This window comes from Chitinophaga sp. 05T412, from assembly GCF_056396465.1.
Window position 1 is genome coordinate 505,273 of sequence record NZ_JBFTLN010000004.1, and the last position, 20,006, is coordinate 525,278.

A 20,006-nucleotide genomic window follows, 5' to 3' on the forward strand; every position below is an offset into this window, starting at 1 on the left:
TCAGATTTATTGTCAGTTGCGCGGTTATACAATGAGACGTCACTTTTTAAAAAAGTGGCAGAGGGCGATGAAGCGGCCTTCCGGGTACTCTTTGACCAATATTGGGATACCGTGTACGGCGTAGCGCTGGCCCTCACCAAATCTACCACCATGGCCGATGAGATGGCGCAGGATGTTTTTGTAAAGCTGTGGTTGAAAAGAGAAAAACTGGCAGCAATAGAAAATTTTGAGGGCTATCTGTTTATGGTGGCCCGTAATCATATCTTCAATGCCTTCCGGAAAAAAATAAGGACAGCGGCGTTTACAGATCACCTGTTAGCCGATGCAGCGGATACTATGCCTGCCACGGATACACCAGACAAGCATTTACTGTGCAATGAACTGGAGAAGCAGGTGGCGCTGGCCGTAGAACATCTTTCCCAACAACAACGTGCTATTTATTCCCTCAGTCGCCATCATGGACTGAGCCAGGAAGAAATTGCCAATACCCTCCATATCTCCCGACATACCGTGAAAAGCCATATGAATAAGGCATTGCACGTGATTCGCGCCTATCTCCGTCACTATTGTTTCCTGGAAATATTACTGCTCTGCGTTTTTGTTCCCGCTATTTTTTAAGCTTCCTGAAAAAAATAACTTTTTTTTCATTTCTGCTAATACCTCTTCCTTTTTTGAGTGTCTTTATAATAACGTTCACCTTTTTGTTTTAAAATGGATAGCCAACATTTAAAAGAACTGCTACAGCAATATCTGGATAATCGCCTTTCCGCAGCGGAGCTGCAGGGATTAATCGATCAGCTGCGTAAGCAGGATGCAGATGAAGCGCTGCTATCGGTCATTGAAGAGGCATTGAGGAGTGGGAAATTTACCAGTAGTACAGTACAGGATCAGCAAGATGATATTTTTCAGCAGATCCTTCGGAAAGCTGATCAGGAGGCCGTTTCCCCGGTTGATGAGGAACTGTTATTATTGACAAAAAAACGCAGTGGCAGATGGAAAGTAGCCGTAGCGGCGATGGTGTTGGTTGTGGCCGGATCGGCAGGATATCTGTTGACGCAACGTGGAGGTGCTAAAAATACACCTGTTGCTCGGCTCGCCAAAACGGAGGTGCTACCTGGTGGCAATAAAGCCCTGTTAACACTCGGCGATGGCCGTAGTATTGAACTGGACAGCGCTGCCAGTGGTACACTGAGTCAACAGGGAGCAACATCGGTAACGAAGCTGAAAAACGGACAGCTGGCGTACCAATTGAATGGGCAATCAACAGCAATAACGTATAATACGGTATCCACCCCACGTGGAGGCCAATACCAGATCACGTTGCCGGATGGCACCAAAGTATGGCTGAATGCCGCTTCCTCGCTGCATTTCCCTACTGCGTTTACCGGAAAGGAGCGGGTAGTAGACGTCACCGGCGAGGTATATTTTGAAGTAGCACAACAACACAACCAACCATTTAAAGTGAAAGTGCGGGGCCTGGAAGTAAAAGTACTGGGAACCCATTTTAACGTTAATGCCTATACGGATGAAACCTCCATTAATACCACTTTATTGGAAGGCAAAGTGATGATATCACACCTGGGAAAAAATGTCACGATCAGCCCTGGTCAACAGGCGCAGGTCACAGCAGATATCAGGGTAGCACCTCATGCCGACATAGAAACCCTGATGGCCTGGAAAGAAAGCCGTTTTTCCTATAGTAATATGGACCTGCAGTCTATCATGCGGCAGATCAGCCGCTGGTATGATGTGGAGGTCATCTTTGAAGATAAAATTACGGATACCTATAGTATGGAAATGTCCAGGAATGTTCCATTAGCCAAACTATTGCAATTCATGGAACTGAGCGGGGGCGTACATTTTGTGATCAATGAAAGAAAAATTATCGTAAAAAAATAAAACCAGGATCTGGTTCCACGAAGAAATTGATGTAACAAAAAACCGGGCAGTGTTTGCGGCACTTCCCGGCGGATTGTTGGATCAATACAGTTATACAATCATTTCGGGACTGCTAATTGTTTACATCCAAACACTGACAAAAGTATGCAAAATGTTCTTTGTAATTCCACTTTTTTGAAAGGCTGTTATGTCACACAGCACCGGACACCAACGGGATTATGGGCCAAAATCAGATTGACAATGAAGCTGACAACATTCCTGTTACTGGCATTCCTGATGCAGGCAGCTGCCGCCACGAATGCACAAACGATTACCCTGTCACTGAAGAATGCTTCTCTCAGTACGGTATTCAAAGAAATCACCCGACAGAATGGTTATAACTTCGTGTATAACAATACCCTGCTGGAACATACGGCAAAGGTAAACATCGAAGTAAACCATGTCAACGTAGAAGAAGTACTGAAGCTGGCATTCAAAAACCAGCCGGTAACGTATGAGATTATCGACAAAACGATTATCGTCCGTAAGCCTTCACAGGCGCCATCTGCCACCAATGATGCGATGTTGGCCGCTGCCACCGTTATCCATGGCAGGGTGATCGGTGATGATGGTACGCCGCTGGTAGGCGTCACCGTACAGCTGAAAGGCACCAGCACCGGCGTGGTGACCAAAGAAAACGGAGAATTCCAGATCAGTGTACCGGACAATACGTCCGGTGTACTGGTGTTCTCTTTTATTGGTATGGAGAAGCAAGAAGTAGTGATCGGGAAAAGTACACGCGTGACCGTAGTACTGAAACGCTCTGTGGCACAGCAACAGGAAGTGGTAGTAGTGGGATATGGTACCCAGAAGAAAGCTACCCTGACCGGATCAGTGGCTACGCTCAAAGGAGAGGAGATGGCCAAAGTACCATCCGGTAACGTATCCAATGCCTTTGCTGGTCACGTTCCCGGCGTAATTGCCAACAACCGTTCCGGCCGCCCAGGTGATGATAACTCCACCCTGTCGGTAAGAGGTACCAACTCTTTCAGTGGAGGCACCGCACCATTGATTATCGTGGATGGTATTCCTGATCGTAACATCGACCGCCTCAATCCCAACGATATTGAAAGCGTGACGGTGCTGAAAGATGCGTCTGCTGCGATTTACGGCGTGCGCTCTGCCAACGGCGCCATCCTGATTACTACCAAAAGAGGAAAAAGTGGCAAGCCTACTATTTCTTATGAAGGTACCTACGACATACAACAACTGACCCGGATGGAACACCGCGTGAACTCCTGGCAGTATATGACTTACTATAATGAACTGGCCGGTTACCAGGGCACTACCTTACCTTATACACAGGCGGACATCGACAAGTATAAAGCCGGTAATGATCCTAACTATACCAGCACCGACTGGCAGAAAGCTGTGTTCCGCAAAAATGCACCACAAACCAGCCACAGTCTTTCTGTCAGAGGCGGTGGAGAAGCCGTGAAATTTTTTGTGTCCGGTCAATACCTGGATCAGCAAAGTAACTGGAGCAATAGCGACGAGCGTTTCAGAAACTATAACATCCGCTCCAACATCGATGCATCCGTCACTAAAAATCTGAAACTGACCTTTGATATCGCCGCCAGAAAAGAAGACCGTACTTATCCGGGACAGTCCGTGGGTAACATCCTGCATCAAACCGTGAGCATGTATCCCTTTATTCCGGTACACTGGACCAATGGTCTGCCTTCTGCTGGTATTGCAAGCGGAGCAAACCCTTACCTGATGACATCTTCCGTAACAGGTTATGATAAAATAACAGACCTCATTGTACAACCTAAAATAGGATTCGACTGGCAATTGCCATCTATCCTGAAAGGCTTGTCTGTGAGCGGTTACGCTGCATTTGACTATCGTCAGCGCAGCGAAAAGAATTTTACAAAACCCTGGGATGCTTATACCTATAGCCTGTCGACCAATACCTATAACAATGTAAAGAGCAGCACGGCTATTATCAGCTTGTTTCAGGATGAAAGATCCTACAATGAGAATACGTACTTCTATAAAATTGCCTTCGACAGAACTTTTGGCAAACACAGCATCAATGCTTTTGCGGGGTATGAGCAAACTACTTCCACCTATAGAATGACCTATGCTTACCGTAAAAATCTGGCGAGTGATCAGCTGGACCAATTGTTTGCAGGTAGCGCCACCGACCAGCTGGCCAACGGAAGCGCCAGCCAGGATGGCCGCGAAAGCTATCTCGGTAGAATCGCTTATAGCTACGCAGATAAATATCTGGCGGAAGTAGTAGGCCGTTACAATGGCTCTTTCAACTTCCCCAGCAACAAACGTTGGGGGATGTTCCCTTCTATGTCGCTTGGATGGAGAGTTTCAGAGGAATCATTCTTTAAAGATAATGTCGCCTTTGTAAACAGCCTGAAGCTGCGTGCTTCCTGGGGTATCATGGGTAGCGATGCCGTGGATAAATATATGTACCTGGCCCGGTATGCATTGGCCAGCAATATGCCTACTTCTTATTATGGTTCTCCTAAAGAATATTATACTTACTTCGGCTCCGGCTATACAGAGGCCACCGCGCTGTTCCTGGCTTCTATTCCCAATATTAATATTACCTGGGAAAAACAGGATACCAAAAACTTCGGTTTGGACGCGGTGCTTTTCAACAACAGGCTGAGTGTAACCATAGATTATTTCCACAACCTGCGTAAGAATATCCTGGCGCCCCGCAGCGCTTCTATTCCACTGTACACCGGCTTAACACTGCCTGCGGAGAATATCGGCAGAACGGTGAACAGAGGGGTGGACTTTATCGTGAACTACAATGGCAATGTGCGCGATGTTAAATTCAATATCGGCGCTAACTTCACCTATGCTAAGAATAAAGTATTGTTCAGCGATGAAGCGGCTAATATTCCGGATTATCAACGTGCCACCGGACTGCCCATTAATTCCTGGAAAGTATATCAGACAAAGGGTATTTATCGTACCGAGGATGAAATTAAAAATTCTCCGCACATGGCAGGCGCCAAACCAGGCGATCTGTGGCTGATAGATAAAAATGGTGATAATGTTATCACTGCTGATGATCAGATCCGGGTACCGGAATCTGCTACGCCGAGAATTGTTTTCGGGATCACCATGGGAGCAGAGTACAAAGGACTGGCACTCGATCTGGTATGGGCGGGTCAAACCCAGGCGGAACAATTGATCCTGCCACAAATGCAGGGATCTGTTGTAGCGCCTCCACAATGGTTATATGATGGCCGCTGGACACCGGATAATACGAACGCAGCTTATCCAAGGGCATTTAACTCAAAAGATCCCCGTAACTCCGTGTATGCCGACTTCTGGCTGGTAGATGCTTCTTTTATCCGCCTGAAATCTGCGCAGTTGTCTTATGTCGTTCCTAAAAGTTTATATGGCCGCATTGGTATAGAAAATATCCGGGTGTTTGTGAGTGGGTTCAACCTCTTCTCTATTGATAAAATGAAGAAGTTTAACCGTGACCCTGAAACAGACAATATCACTGGTATCAGCTATCCGCAAACCAGGATTTATCGTGCAGGCATCAGCGTTGGGCTGTAATCCATTTCATCATATTTATGGACATTTAAATTTATTCGTTGTGAAAAGAATATACTTGAAAATAGGTACAGCATTAATGGCAACGATCTTATTCATGGGTTGCCAGAAGAACGTACTGGATAAAGTACCACTGGATTCATTTTCTGATCAGCTGGTTTGGAAGGACATGAAGCTGGCAGCTGCCTTCGCTGATTTTCAATATAACGTGTTACCAGGCCCCGGCCATTACTGGGATACGTTGAGCAGTCGTACCTGGGCGCTATCTTCCGCTTGTGATGAAGCGTTCAATAAATTCGACGACTACAATGCTTCCATCATGAACTCCGGTTCCTTAACGCCCGATAACCTCGGTATCTTCGATATCTGGAGTGAAACGTATAAAAGAATACAGGACTGTAATCTCTTCCTGTCTAAAATAGATGGGGTGCCCGGCGATGATGCTACACGTGCCCGTCTGAAAGCAGAAATCACGTATCTGCGTGCTTTTGGTTATGCCAAACTGGTGAGCGACTATGGTGGCGTACCGTTGGTAACAAAGCCATTTGAACTGAATAGTAATTTTGAAGTGCCGCGTGGTTCTTTCGAGGATTGTGTAGCATTTATTGTGGCAGAATGTGATGCTGCGGCGACTGTATTGCCTGCCACCGCTACAGATCAGGGACGTGCTACCAAAGGCGCTGCATTGGCGTTGAAGTCACGTATACTGCTATACGCCGCCAGCCCCCAATGGAACAAGGATAACGCCACCGACAAATGGCAGAAAGCTTTCGATGCTGCCGAAGCCGTGATTAAATTACCCGGCTATCAGCTGTATACCGGCGCCTATGCAGATCTGTTCAGTGTCTGGAATGCAGAGATCATCATGGGACGCATGGGAAACAAGCAATATCAATGGAATGCTTTTCAGGGGGTGGAGATGTTCATGTCTCCATGTGGTTTCCATGGCTGGTCATCATTTGCGCCCAGCCAGAACCTGGTAGACGCTTTCGGTACCGCCGACGGAAAAGATATCACAGATCCAGCTTCCGGCTATAATCCACAAAAGCCGTATGAAAACAGAGATCCCCGTTTTTACAGCGATATCATTTTTGATGGCAGAGCTTATGGCAGGCCAGAGTTCTTTAAAGACCGGTATGCTGCAGGTCATAGCAACGTAGCAGAAATGTATGAAGGTGGACTCGATTCCCCGCAGGGATGGGATACCTGGAATGCCAGTCTGACCCGGTATAGCTTCAGAAAATACCAGGACACGACCTTCAATTTTAACGTAGAAACACAAACCAACAAATTTTGGATTATCTCCCGGTTGAGTGAAATTTATTTAAATTCCGCAGAAGCCGCTTATCATCTGAAAAACGAAGGCGTAGCGCGTCACTACCTGGATCTGCTGCGTCAACGTGCAGGTATAACCGGTACCCTGCCCACTACATTAACGGGTGCCGCCCTGTTGGCAAAAATACAAAACGAACGCCGGGTAGAACTATGCCTGGAAGGCCATCGCTACTATGATGTACGCCGTTGGCAAATTGCGGATGTAACAGAGAACACACCATTAGGTGGAGTGAAAATTGTGAAAAATGGAGATGGCTCCAAAACCTATACCTACGTGAAAGTACAGGACAGGGTCTTCAAGTCACAACATTACCTGTTACCTATTCCGAGAGAGGAAATCAGGAGAACCAATATGCCACAGAATCCAGGATATAATTAATCATGAAGAAACGCCTGATGACGCTGTTGATAACGGCCACCGTTTATACAGCCGCTGCGCAAACACCTGCTGCTTTTGTATCTTCAGATACCACCCTGCAACGTGCCTGGGAATGGGCCGGACACATGGTACAGCATTACCAGGGAAACCCCGCCGATCCGGTGGGGCCCTGGTATGAAGCGGCCTTGCCTTCCCGCGCTGCATTTTGCATGCGCGATGTATCACATCAAACCATTGGTGCGGATATATACGGATTGCATCCTGAAAACCGGAATATGATCCGTGCTTTTGCAAAGCATATTTCAAAAAGCAAGGATTGGTGTTCCTACTGGGAAATCAACAAGTATGCAAAGCCGGCGCCGGAAGACTATCGAAACGATACCGCCTTCTGGTATAACCTGAATGCCAACTTCGATATACTAACGGCCTGCTGGCGGTTATACAACTGGACCGGCGATGCCGCTTACATCAATGACCCGGCGCTGACGAATTTCTTCGACAGAACCGTGGACGAGTATATCCGTCAATGGACATTGCAACCGGATTCGTTGCTGACCAGGCCCATACATCCCAATGCGCCGGTGCCTTTTAATCCTCACGATAATTTCCATATCTGCAGAGGCTTGCCTTCGTATGTAGAAAACGTGGAGGACCTGAAAATGGGCATTGATCTGATGGCCACCATTTACAGGGGATTGTTATCCTACGCCTCCATAGCAGATCTTCGGGGAAATGCTACCAAAGCGGCGCAGGCAAAACACACCGCAGAACAATACCGGCTGAAAATGGAAGACTGGTGGAATGAATCCGCTGCGCGTTATTATACCTGGTATAATAGTGCCGGTAAGTTTGGCGTAGGAGAAGGAGAAGTTTTTCTGTTATGGTTTGATGCGTTGAATGACGCAGCACGGCGTCGTAAAACCATTGAACACCTCATGGCGGCTACCTGGAATGTGGAAACTACTTCTTACCTGCCAGCGATATTGTATAAAGAAGGTTATTGGGAGCAGGCCACAGCCTATATCTTATGGCTCACAAATCCGGCCACGCCGAGGCGGGAGTATCCTGAAGTATCTTTCGGGGTGCTGGAAGGCATTGCGAGGGGTTTAATGGGCGTTACGCCGGATGCCGCCACCCGAAGTGTCACCACACTTTACCGGGGCAAAAAAGGCAGCACTGCCGCGTTAAATCAGCTTCGGGTATTAAATACGGTGATCGCCGTGAGTCATCAGGAAAAGCAAACTGCTTTCCGGCAGCAAGGTCCGAAGGCGTTGTTATGGAAAGCGGCGTTTGCCGGGAACTATCACAAAATAATGATCAATCGTACTGCCATCACTGCTCATCATGAGGTAGATCATAACGGAAATATGATTTCCTATGTGGAGGTAATGGCCAAAGGAAATAAAAACTACCATGCGAGCGTAGCAGAGTAGGGAACGATTTGTCTATCCTATCCCAATTTTTATGTACACAAAGAGGGTGTTTTTATGCTGGTGCCATAGCATAAGAATGCCCTCTTTACTTATTTTTGTGTGCATGACATCGCCTTTGATTCTCACTTTGCAGCTGTCGCCCGCCGCTACCGATTATTTTAACCAGTTACGCCGTACCTGGTATCCGGCACATGCGAATGTGGTAGATGCGCATCTGACATTATTTCATCGCCTGCCGGCAGATGTATACCTCAGCGGGCCTGCTTTTGCTGCAATTCCGGCACCAGCTATCTTTCCTTTGGAAGTGACAGGATTGCAACGGTACTCTCACGGCGTTGCCTATACGTTATTTGCTGAACCATTGCAGGCATGGCATCAGTCGTTGCAACAGCAATGGGGGGCACTGCTAATCTGGCGGGATCAACAGCCATTACAGCCGCATATTACGATCATGAATAAAGTAACCGCCTGGAAAGCACAGCAGGTGTATGAAAAGTTGTTGGCGGATTTTCAGCCACCAGTAGTGCAAGCCATTGGCGTGCAGTGGTGGCGCTTCGAAAAAGGCCCATGGACACTGGTAGATACCTGGCCATTTCCCAGCCCTGGCATTTCTTAGATACCCTCCTTTATTTTTAGAATGGACAGATAACATAATTTCTCTCAAAAGCACCATTGATTTACTTAAGGAACTCCTCTTATACGCTGTTAATCTCCTGAGCAGTTCATGTCGATGAATAATTTTGGCGCGAAATAATATTTCATTACTTTCGCACCCAACGGAAAAAAATATTTGTCGAGACCATGCCCAAATAAGGATTAGAAGAATCACATGCGATTAATCATCGTCATTCAATCTCAGTTCGGATAACCTTTATTCTGTGACTTAAAGAAGCATTTATTCGCCTGGCGGGTAAGTGAGCCCTATCTATGCACGTAAAAGAAAATGTTAATCAACTGGTGTTAGCGGTAATACTGCTATTGGCTGTACTGTATGCGCCATTGTCAGGTGGCTGGGATGCAGACCCACAAGTATATTATTTCTTTCTCGCTGCATGTTGCCTGCCCGTGTTACTCCTGATAAATAAGCCGTCTGCTCTCTTTGGAAGCCTAACGAAAACAGATATGCTGATGGGAATGTTTGGGGGATATATTGTACTCCGCCAGATAGCATGTTTGGATGGATGGGATAACGATTATATGTTAACGCTGTTGGCAGCAGGTATGGTGTATGTGTTTTGCAGACAGCAGCCGAAAGCCGCATTGTCCATGGCCTGCTTTATGATGGCGGGCATGGTGGCTATTGAAATACTTTTCTGCCTGCCATTCCTTTATAAGTCAGTTATTAGCGGAAACAGTATTCACGGATTACAAGGCACATTGAAAAACTCAGGTGTGCTTGGAATATTTTGTAGCATGGGTATACCTTCCACTATTTACCTGTGGAAATATTACCGGCAACAAAACCGGCGGGTATTTTCTCTGTTGTCGGGATGTCTGACTTTTTTCACCACAGTTATTATTTTTTACGTACAGTCAAGAACAGCGATGCTTATGTTGACAGCTGCTGTGGCATTGGCTCTCTTGCATACGATTAAGCATATACGCTTAAAGAAACGGTTAGCCGCAGCTATGGCGGCAGGCATCCTGGTAATAGCCTTTGTACTTTCCATCACATTTAAACAACAGTCGGCAACCGGACGGATATTGATCTGGAATGTTTCGAAGGATATGTTTCTTGCCCAGCCACTTTTTGGGGTGGGACCAGGAGAATATGCAGTACAATACCTGAGCAGCCAGGGGCGATTTTTGGCGCGTACGCACCATCAGGATACTATTTTAGACGGGCTGGCAGGCGACAACTACTTTGCTTTTAACGAATTTATACAGACGGGAGTGGAGTTGGGAATAGTTGGCCTGACACTATTGGTACTGCTCATCTTTTATACGCTTTATCGTGGATATAAGGAAAATACCATAGCAGGCAATGCGCTGGCAGATACGCTTGTCATACTCTGTATTGGCGCCTTATTTGGTTATCCGCTTCACATTATCCCGATCATTCTGATGATGGTACTTGTATTTGCAGGCATTGATAGTCCTGCTTATATAACCCCATTGCCCTTGTTTGTAAGAAATGTATTGTGGATTTTAATACCAGCGATATCTGCCTGTGCCGCCTGTTTTTTCTTCCGGCAATATAGTGCACACCAGCGTTGGTCTGTAGCAGCAAGCAGTGTGTTGGACAATGAGCGGTATGCGTTGAAGGAATACAAATCCATATATCCGGCTCTTTCACATAGAGGTACGTTTCTTTATAATTATGGCGCAGAGTTGTATGAAACCGGCCGGTATGAGGAAAGTCTCCATATGTTGCAACAGGCAGCTAAATATTTCAATCATACAGACCTGCATCTCTATCTGGCTAAAGCATATGAACGCAATAATATGCCGGAGCAGGCTATATCTACCTATAGAGCATTAATAGATATGGTTCCCGGCAGATTTTATCCGCGCTATTTTTTAGCGAAGTGCTATGTGGGATCAGGGAATATGGAAATGGCCAGCGCAACAGCGCGGCAGATATTATCCATGCCGGTGAAAGTTCCGTCAAATGAGGTAACGAGGATAAAAGAAGAAATGAAGCAATTACTAAGCATGAATAAATAACTATGGTGAAATTTTCAATAGCATTTTGTTGGGGTTCAGTGGTTTTCTTGTCACTCCTGCTGAATAGTTGTGATCAGCCGTCAGCTTCATCAGAAGCGCATGCTAAATGGGAGAAAGTACTTTCCGGCTACCGTGTGAAAGGTCAGGAGCAACAGCTCCGGTCAGCTTATTTTCTGATTGGTAACCTTGCCAACAAGGCTAGCGTATTAACGGTACTGCATCATGACTCTTTACCGAACGATGTACAGCTTCGTGATACAGACTATCTCTCGCTTGTGGCAAGACTTAGTTTTGCCGGGGAACATACAAACAGCCACTGGTTAGCGGTAAAGTGTGTGGTGCCGGATAGCAGTCGCATCACCACTGAACAAATGACCGCCAACATCAACAATGCGTACAAGGCACGCTCAGTGTATCCATGGGCATTGGCTACAGATGAGCCAACTTTCAATGAATATGTACTGCCATACCGTATTGCTGTTGAAGAACCAGAAGATTGGCGAACCTATTTTCTTCAACGTTATCTTCATCTGGCAGACTCGTTACCGGTAAATGCTAACACCAGTCAGGTTTATCGCTTTATTGAACATGATATTACCCGGCTTTTCCAATACACCAAAAACTATAATCCCGTAATCAGTAGTTTGACACTCAAACAGCTGCTCTATTTGAAACGCGGTGGTTGCGAAGAGGTAGCCGGGTTACTTGTATATGCGCTAAGATCGGTGGGGATACCGGCTACAGTGGAGCTGGTGCCGCTATGGGGCAGAAGTAATTTTGGTCATACCGAGTTGATATATGCAGATTCCACTGGCACTATGGCGCCTCATCGCCCCAACAGGTTCGTTGATATCTCCGCTAAAGTGTTCAGGAAGATGTATACCATCCAGCCGAATCCTGCTAAGGAGATCTCGAAACTGGGCGTACTACCGGAAAATATTCCTGCTTTTTTTGATCACGACGATTTAATGGATGTTACTCACTTACGTACAACGGTAGCCGATGTAAGGATGCCATTACAGTATCCCGGTGGTCGGGAGAAAGCAGGGTATCTATGTGTCTACAATGCCGGTACGTGGAAGCCGGTGGAATGGAGCCAGATAAATCATGATACTGTTTTATTCAAAAATATGGGAACACCTATTTTGTATCATACGGCTGTTTACAAGCAGGGAGAGGTCGTGCTTACAGGGGAGCCCTTTTTTCTGGAAAAAGGCGGAGTTGTCAGACCGGCTGCTACGGGAATAAATCCGCCTCTTATAACCCTGGTGTTGGAAAGAAATGGTATAGATGAATGGATGGATGTTAAACCGGGAATCCGTTATGTATTGTCTTATTGGGATACAAACGAGAAACGCTGGAAAAAACTGGCGACCAATCCATGCCAAAAAGAGAAGCAGATTGTTTTCACGAACGTACCGGAAGGCCAGTTATACAAGTTGGAAGAAGTAAACAGAAATAATAAGGAACGCCCATTTTCCTATGAATCGGGTAAACAAAGATGGTGGTAAGCAACTGCCGTAATTAATAGTAGCAACAAATAAACCTTAAGAGAAAACAATGAAAAGACAAGCAATTTTGTCGATTGTCCTAGCACTATCCGGGGCAATCCTCTTCTTTTCCTGCAGAAAGAATGCTGCAGATGTACCTAATGAAAAGGCACTACAGGCCGCAACAATGATCTCCGTTGAGGAGGCTGCTGCCTGGTTTAAGCAGCAGCAACGCCCCGCTTTAAATGGGCGGGTAGCGGAGGACACTATAAAAATAGGAGATCCTGACTGGAATCGTACCACCAATGTAGATCTGGGAAATGGGGAAAGTATCCTTAAAGTGGTGCTGGATCATATCTGGGTCGTGAATGGTTACCGTGACCTGGTATTTAAAAAGGAGTCAAACGGGGAGATGCGCAGCCAGGTATGGGAGGTTCGTGCTGATTCTGCTTATCTGGTAAAGAAGCGCCTGCAAAAAGGAAACCTTGATATGGGTGTTCGGTACTTCATAGATAATGCAGATTATACCGGTATGATTTTGTTGTATAACACAGCCGGCCGCTTTATTAAAGGCCGTCAGTATTTGAATGGCCAGCTCAAATACGAACTGTTACCTAAGAGTACCAGCACTATTACAGCTGTATCTTCCACCATGCATGCAAGAGTGGAAACCGATGATAACGGTGGTATTACTTTGCCGGAAGTGGTGGTGACAGCACCCGCGCCAAACCCTCCGCCACCACCGATCTGGTTATTTCCTCCTTCTGTTCCTTCCGGCCCGATCAATCCTCCCACCAACCCATTCCCTTATGGAGGTGGCGCCGGCTCCGGAGCTACTACCGGTTATAACGGTGTATCCTCCAAAAAGGCCTTATCAAATGAACTCGATAAGGATCAGAATAAGCTGATCGATTGCGCTACTGTTGCCGCATATATCAAACTTGGCTCCTTTAAGGTAGTTCACCAGATTGTTGTACAAAGATTGTCTATGTTGAACGCCGCGGATAGAGACTTCACTATTCAGGAAATTCAGAATGCGTCCGGAACTACCGTAAATATGGATTTTTTTGCGGTAACGATAAAGTCACTGCCTGTAATTAATGGTGTACAGACTACTGCTGAAAGCCTCCTGAAATATATCAGGCTTAATCTCAATGATTTTGCAAAGGATGCACCATTTTCTCCCTATAACTCCGGTGGTTATAATGATACTAATATGTGGAATTCGGCAAACCCCATCGGCGCCATGTTACATATTGAGATCGGAATGGGACCGCTTGGAAATGATGGCTCTGTGATTGTATCTGAAACAGCAGCTGATCACTGGATCTTCTCAACTATAAAAACGCCGCTGGATGGTTCGCACCCGGTTAGTGGAAACCGCCGTTTCGGTGTCTATAAGAATGCTGACGGAAGTGTCTTAATTTACACGAAAGGAGTGGACCGCATAACAGATATGGGTGGGGATTGGATACAGAGAGCTTCTAATATCCCATTCTCAAGTGCGGATCAGCTATGGGAAAGTTTTCAGGATAAGGTGAAAGCCTTTGTTAACTCCCACGGCGGAAATGCTACAGACAAATTAACGTTGAAATCGAGACCTGACTGGGATCTGGTTGGGAAAGTCCTGACAGGACAGGAATCTATTGATAAACTAAAAGCAAATGGAGGTTGTGAATAAATTACTAAAAACAATAGGACTTAATGTAGTATCGCTACTGGTATGTATCCTGTTTTACTTCTGTTATTACGTGATATTTGACCTGGTATTTATGCTTTCCAAAGGGGAGACCGAGTATGGGCCGTATATCAGTAAAATTACTCCGGGAGGCTTGGCGGTAAATTTTATTTATTGTTTTTTCTACTTCCTGCATGACCTGCCAGCATTTATTTTTGTAATACTGCTGGGAAATGGGTTGCTGCTGTTGAGCAAAAAGGCAAAAGACAATACATTAATATCATGTCTTGCTTTCGGATTTACTTTTTTGCTGATCCCTCTTTTGTTAAGCAGGCCTTTTGATCTGCTTACTTTTGAGTTAGGCAGATATCGTGGTCAATACAGAACGCTTGAATTCTGTCTGATTTATTTTGCAATGGGTACGTCATACAGGTATATTCATAATATTATTATGAAACGTTACCATGTTGCTGCTCACACGGATAAAGTCTGATTAAAGGCGTTTGTATTTAATGTTACAGGACAAGTCTTCTTCGGAAAGACTTGTCCTGTACTATTGTGGGCAGGACTGGCATCCACATCCCTACAGATCCATGAAAAATTGTACCCAGGGAGAAGTCAGCCCAAATTGCTTCAGCATTTTTGCCGTCTTAATATTGAAATCCTTGTTGTTGATCAGGGGATTTTTTTCCATGGCAGGAATTTTCCGTTGGTCCAACACGGCATCCATCGGGGTAACGCTTTCAGCAAAAATTGTAATATGCTGATGTGGTATTGCTACGCCTAAAATCATCCCGGGTAGTCCGTTGAAAGACTCCGGGCCTCCACGGGGGAGAATTTCATCGGTGTAAAATGCAACAATATAGATGGAATCAAACAACAGGGCATTGGCACGATGGCATTCGTAGCCGGCAATTTCCCGGGTTTCCTCCGTAAGCTTCCATTTTAAGGTTTTTACCGAATCTTTGATAAAAAACGCCTGCTCAAAAGCCTGTTTTTGTGTGAAAGCGATACCAGTAGTAAAATTACTATACACCTTATTCTTATAAGCCACCGGTATCTGGAAAGTTTGAGAAAAATTGATATCAGGATTAACCGGCTGATATAGACTCTGTACTTCGTCGAAGGCCAACTCAAAACTATCGACCCAGAACTGGGGAGAAGTAAGCCGGTATTGTTGCATAAAGGTCGCCACCTCATCGTTTGGTACAGTCCGGGTTTCTCTTAGGAAAATGGGCATGGCTGCAAACGTATTCACTTTTCGCTCAAACTTTATTTTCCCGCGGTTGACAAACACTGACTGTTGCGCCGCAACAGGAAGGAAGGTGTTCAGCAACAGGATGACCCCAATAATGTGAATGATCTTTCTCACTGTTTGATACTATTAAATTTTGTAAAATTCCAGGTAGCACCAATCATAAAGTAACGTTGAATGGTGGTGTAGCGGTTTTCTGAAAAGAATGTGTTAGTAGCCGTACGCGCATAGCCGTTATTTTTATTCAGGATATCATTGCACGATATTTTTACTGTTAATTGATCGTTACTGAAAAAGTTACGCCCTATCCAGGCGTTCCATATCGTACGACTGAAATTATCGCTGAATGTTTGGGTTTTCTGCTGCCAGAGGTAGTTGGCATCTGTATGGACCTGAAACTTCTTCCCAAAATAAACATCCAGCGAAGGGTTGAGGGTATAGAAAAAATAGCTGTTCTTAGACCCTGCCTGAAGAGAGGAGGTATTGTTGGTGTAGCCTCCATTTCCTGTGAAATAGACGGTGTATTGTTTGAGTTTCGATTTATATGCCTGCAGCGTTAAAGTGTAGGTGTTGTAGTTCAGCTTGTTGATAGCACCGTTGATCGGACTAAAGGATTTTCCGCCATTTAGCCCCAATGCAGCGGCGGCCTGTATATCAATGGCACGGATCTTTTTTGAATAGTAAGTGCTCACATAATAATTACGGTTGGCATGGCCTTCCATATTTACCTGCTGATAGGTATATGCCCCCGCAGGATCTACGGTGATCGCCTGGGTAATGGGATCTGCTATCAGTGTATAACCGGCCGATCCTCCATAATACACCTGAGAGGCTACTTTTGCTGCATTGTACCTGATGGTTACATCATTGGTGAAACTGTTCTTTAACGCAGTATTGGTTAGAAACGTAGTGAGCTGACTGTTATCAAAGTTGAAAGGGAGCATCTGCGAACGCCCCGGATTGTTGCTGTTCCCATTGTAAGTGAAATTCAATGATTCATAATTGCTGAACCTATAGCTAAAATTGAGATTAGGATTCAGGTTTACAAATTGTTTGTTCAGCTTTATAGCACTATATATATCTTCCACATTCATTTGAACGAACTTAACTTTGTTACCTACATTCAGTACTAATTTTTTTGTAAAGTAATTGAGTGACAATCCGCCCTCGTTTCCCCATACTGTTGAATTCATTTTAGTACTAAAGGCGGTGTCAATCATTTTAAGATCCTGATTATTAAGCGGATTATACGAACGTTTGTCGTCATGTGCCGACTCGTTATATAAGTCGTAGTTGACAATCAGTGATAGTTTTTTGGAAATAGGCTCTGTATAAATAGCATTGAAGTTCAGCGTGCGCCAGTCGTCATTCATTTTTCTGCGTAAATGCAGCGATGCAGTACTATCAGGCTTATTCAGTGTGTTATAGAAAGTACTGGATGAAATACTTTCTCCATTAGTAGCATCATTTGAAAAGTTATTATTCAGATACATGGCAATCGTGCGTCCCTTTTTCTTCAGTTGTTTTTCCAGGGACAAATTGAGATTATAACTACCAAAGTCATATTCGCTGCTACCAGATTTCTCATTATTATAAATCATGCTGGAGTCGCCCCGCCTGTTTTGCGTAAAACCATTATTTGAGCTGTTATTATGATAGCGCGTCCCGTCTGTATAAATCGTGAAGGTAGTGGCGGAATCAATTTTATAGCTATATCTGGCATTCAATTTATTGTCGGTACTACGGTTTTCAAAGTGGCTCCTGGCATCGCTTAAAATGACGCCGGTAGGCAGGTTATTCTGCGAGGTAGTAGTTTCCGATCCTACAACATGCTGCAGGTTGAATTTATAATTGCCATTGAAAGATGTTTTATCATTGTTCCATTTTTTATCATAGTGGAATCCTCCGGAGGTAATCGACGGTAATCCTTTGCCGGAATAAGTGCCGTCACCATCCTCATCGTTGCCCATTTTTTCTTTATCAGCCGATCCCAGCCCGGACCGTCCGATATTACCGGTGGTTGCATAGGCAGACATTCGTCTTTTGCCTTTGAAGAAGTTGATCATGCCCTGTGCATTATACCGTTCATCTGTACCTGCGCCGGCTTCTACTTTTCCAAATACCCCGTGATTTTTATCTTCTTTAATTTTCAGGTTGATCGTTTTATCTTTTACCCCATCTTCGATGCCGGTAAAAGCTGCGGCATCAGACTTTTTATCGTATACCTGTACCTTATCGATCATGTCTGCCCGGAGGTTGCGTGTGACGAGCGTGGGATCGTCGCTGAAGAACTCTTCGCCATCTACCAGCACTTTCTTTACTTTTTGTCCCTGCGCGGTAATATTACCAAACTGATCTACCTGCAAACCGGGTAGTTGCCGTAGCAACTCTTCCACGGAGGCGTTGGGCTGTACTTTAAAACTACCGGCGTTATATTCGGTGGTGTCGCCATTGATCTTGATGGCGGCCACCTGTGATGTCACAATTACCTCATGTAGTAGCCTGCTTTTGGGAATGAGATAAATATGATCCATCTCCACCATCTTGTTAACAGCTTCTTTCATGTTTATCCGGTGGGAATAGCTGGCATACTTCGGATAGGAAAAATACAGCACATAACTGGCTGTATCAGACAGTTGCTGAAAGCTGAATTCCCCGGCTTTCCCCACCCTTGTACTGCCGACGATAAAGGAATCGCGTGCCTGTAACAAAACTACTACCGCATGCTGCAGCGGGGTTTTGAGGCTGCTGTCTGTTACCATACCCCGGATGGAGCTATTTTGCGCATTGACTTTGTAATGAAGTAAGGTAATCAGGAGAAACACGAATCTCAGAACATTTTTCATGGTAGAACAACGGAATTTAAATTCAGGCTAAGAAACAAATGGTTTTTATTTAATCGTTATGAAATGCTTCCATTTCCATGGTGTACGCATAGGCCCGGATGTATGATTTATCATTCGGTGTTATTTTTACATTGCTCACTCGATAAATTTAATTGCGGGTATAGCTGAAAATACAATCATTTTTTAATTTCTGCCTATTTATTTTTCAGATCGTTCTCCAGGGGCGGAATAGTTGTCAAGGTAGGCAGGAGGGGGGACTACGGGGTTAGTACGCTGATTTAATTAGTTATACTGCCATAAGAGCGTGAACCAGCTTGATTTTAATCGCAAAAAAGAAAAGAGGCGTATCAAAGGTAATTTGAAGATGGGGAGAATTATTTCATTGAAAATTCTCCCCATCAGGTACCCGGATCACTTCGGGCAAAAATTACTTTCGATACCGCCTCTTCTTATTGTAGGTATTTCAATTATTTCCTGGTCACATGCTTCACCTGCACCGTTACCTCATATGTACCTTCCTGGTAAATATGAAACTGGAAGCGTGGGTTTACGTTATACACCGGATCATTAGTAGGGGCGTAGCCCGGATCTACTTTTACAAATGTACTGGGTATACGATAGTAGATCAGGTAGCCATAGCCACTTTGCAGCAAAGGAAACGGAGTGGTTTCAAAATTACACACCATCGAAGTATCCGTGAGCGTTAGTGGGTGAAACTGTGCATAGGTCTGAAAATCGCTACGGTCGCCTCTTCGGATGATTTCGCCTTTGGCGGGATTGAAGGCGGTGCCCTTCTGATCCACAATTTTCAGGATAATGTTAGTGCCTTCATCGGATACTTTTTTGATAGTGACAATGGGCGCACCCAGATCACCGCTGGTAGTAGTACCGTCCTTGAACCAGGCAGCTCCGCCGTCGCCAATGTCATAAGGGTCTTTATCTACCATCGTAAAAGTGGCAATGTTTTTATACACTTTGGTGCCGTGCTGATTGGTAGCCTGTATATCAAATTCGTAGGTGCCGATAGGAATTTTTACAGACGTGCCATAGAAGGTGAAGGCGCCTGTATGTTCATTGAACTCCCAGGAAGGTTTATTTACTTTTTGCCGCTTTTTATTCAGCAAGTCCACCGTGGTATCTTTCTGTGGGTCAAATAAGCCGGTCCATTCATACCGGTCAAATTTAGCATACACCGTATCTGCATGCTGGTGTTTTTCTGCATCGCGGATATCCAGCAGTTTGTATACTACCGGTGCGCTGGAGCCATCATTGCTCACCGGAGAGGTTTGCTGCACCTGGCCGCGGTTGATGCGGATCGGATTATCTACATAGCGTACCTGGTCGCTGAGAAAGCCGTTTTCTACTTTTTCACAACCATAGGCAATGGTGGCTGCCAGCAGTATTGCGCCAACCGTTTTTATATTTGTTTTCATGATCATTGCGTT

General features: G+C 45.1%; 12 protein-coding genes. 9 read left to right on the top strand and 3 right to left on the bottom strand.

Annotated features, from left to right (window positions below):
• Positions 1 to 9 precede the first annotated feature (9 nt).
• The 9 genes from AC1DFM_RS12390 to AC1DFM_RS12430 all read left to right on the top strand — a co-directional run bounded on the left by AC1DFM_RS12390 (position 10) and on the right by AC1DFM_RS12430 (position 14,463).
• Complete coding sequence (locus AC1DFM_RS12390) at positions 10 to 618, top strand: RNA polymerase sigma factor (RefSeq protein ID WP_477077047.1); 609 nt, start codon at positions 10 to 12, stop codon at positions 616 to 618.
• Positions 619 to 711: 93 nt separating this feature from the next.
• Positions 712 to 1,899: a FecR family protein gene (locus AC1DFM_RS12395; RefSeq protein ID WP_477077048.1), complete on the top strand. Its 1,188-nt coding sequence runs from the start codon at positions 712 to 714 to the stop codon at positions 1,897 to 1,899.
• Positions 1,900 to 2,139: 240 nt separating this feature from the next.
• A complete protein-coding gene (locus AC1DFM_RS12400) occupies positions 2,140 to 5,481 on the top strand; it encodes a TonB-dependent receptor (RefSeq protein WP_477077049.1) in 3,342 nt (1,113 codons plus the stop codon).
• A gap of 40 nt (positions 5,482 to 5,521) precedes the next feature.
• Positions 5,522 to 7,192: a RagB/SusD family nutrient uptake outer membrane protein gene (locus tag AC1DFM_RS12405; protein WP_477077050.1), complete on the top strand. Its 1,671-nt coding sequence runs from the start codon at positions 5,522 to 5,524 to the stop codon at positions 7,190 to 7,192.
• Positions 7,193 to 7,194: 2 nt separating this feature from the next.
• Positions 7,195 to 8,625 (top strand): hypothetical protein, encoded by a 1,431-nt coding sequence (locus AC1DFM_RS12410; RefSeq protein ID WP_477077051.1) that lies wholly within the window; start codon positions 7,195 to 7,197, stop codon positions 8,623 to 8,625.
• A 103-nt stretch (positions 8,626 to 8,728) separates the two neighbouring features.
• A complete protein-coding gene (locus AC1DFM_RS12415; RefSeq protein ID WP_477077052.1) occupies positions 8,729 to 9,241 on the top strand; it encodes a 2'-5' RNA ligase family protein in 513 nt (170 codons plus the stop codon).
• Positions 9,242 to 9,552: 311 nt separating this feature from the next.
• The gene (locus AC1DFM_RS12420) at positions 9,553 to 11,292 is read left to right on the top strand and encodes an O-antigen ligase family protein (protein WP_477077053.1); all 1,740 of its coding nucleotides are present in this window, start codon (positions 9,553 to 9,555) and stop codon (positions 11,290 to 11,292) included.
• Between the two features lie 2 nt (positions 11,293 to 11,294).
• Positions 11,295 to 12,803: a transglutaminase domain-containing protein gene (locus AC1DFM_RS12425; RefSeq protein ID WP_477077054.1), complete on the top strand. Its 1,509-nt coding sequence runs from the start codon at positions 11,295 to 11,297 to the stop codon at positions 12,801 to 12,803.
• A 67-nt stretch (positions 12,804 to 12,870) separates the two neighbouring features.
• Complete coding sequence (locus AC1DFM_RS12430) at positions 12,871 to 14,463, top strand: hypothetical protein (RefSeq protein ID WP_477077055.1); 1,593 nt, start codon at positions 12,871 to 12,873, stop codon at positions 14,461 to 14,463.
• Positions 14,464 to 15,043: 580 nt separating this feature from the next.
• Here the strand turns inward: AC1DFM_RS12430 and AC1DFM_RS12435 are convergent.
• From AC1DFM_RS12435 to AC1DFM_RS12445, 3 genes are all read right to left on the bottom strand, one after another.
• Complete coding sequence (locus AC1DFM_RS12435; protein WP_477077056.1) at positions 15,044 to 15,832, bottom strand: GLPGLI family protein; 789 nt, start codon at positions 15,830 to 15,832, stop codon at positions 15,044 to 15,046.
• Complete coding sequence (locus AC1DFM_RS12440) at positions 15,829 to 18,561, bottom strand: outer membrane beta-barrel protein (protein WP_477077057.1); 2,733 nt, start codon at positions 18,559 to 18,561, stop codon at positions 15,829 to 15,831. Before AC1DFM_RS12440 ends, AC1DFM_RS12435 begins: the two co-directional genes overlap by 4 nt.
• A gap of 467 nt (positions 18,562 to 19,028) precedes the next feature.
• On the bottom strand, positions 19,029 to 19,994 hold the full coding sequence (locus AC1DFM_RS12445; protein WP_477077058.1) for a DUF5007 domain-containing protein: 966 nt from the start codon (positions 19,992 to 19,994) through the stop codon (positions 19,029 to 19,031).
• Positions 19,995 to 20,006: the final 12 nt, after the last annotated feature.

Coding starts and splice junctions, on each gene's coding strand:
- AC1DFM_RS12400 (WP_477077049.1), top strand. CDS start 2,140: ATGAAGCTGACAACATTCCTGTTACTGGCATTCCTGATGCAGGCAGCT.
- AC1DFM_RS12415 (WP_477077052.1), top strand. CDS start 8,729: ATGACATCGCCTTTGATTCTCACTTTGCAGCTGTCGCCCGCCGCTACC.
- AC1DFM_RS12440 (WP_477077057.1), bottom strand. CDS start 18,561: ATGAAAAATGTTCTGAGATTCGTGTTTCTCCTGATTACCTTACTTCAT.
- AC1DFM_RS12420 (WP_477077053.1), top strand. CDS start 9,553: ATGCACGTAAAAGAAAATGTTAATCAACTGGTGTTAGCGGTAATACTG.
- AC1DFM_RS12410 (WP_477077051.1), top strand. CDS start 7,195: ATGAAGAAACGCCTGATGACGCTGTTGATAACGGCCACCGTTTATACA.
- AC1DFM_RS12425 (WP_477077054.1), top strand. CDS start 11,295: ATGGTGAAATTTTCAATAGCATTTTGTTGGGGTTCAGTGGTTTTCTTG.
- AC1DFM_RS12395 (WP_477077048.1), top strand. CDS start 712: ATGGATAGCCAACATTTAAAAGAACTGCTACAGCAATATCTGGATAAT.
- AC1DFM_RS12445 (WP_477077058.1), bottom strand. CDS start 19,994: ATGAAAACAAATATAAAAACGGTTGGCGCAATACTGCTGGCAGCCACC.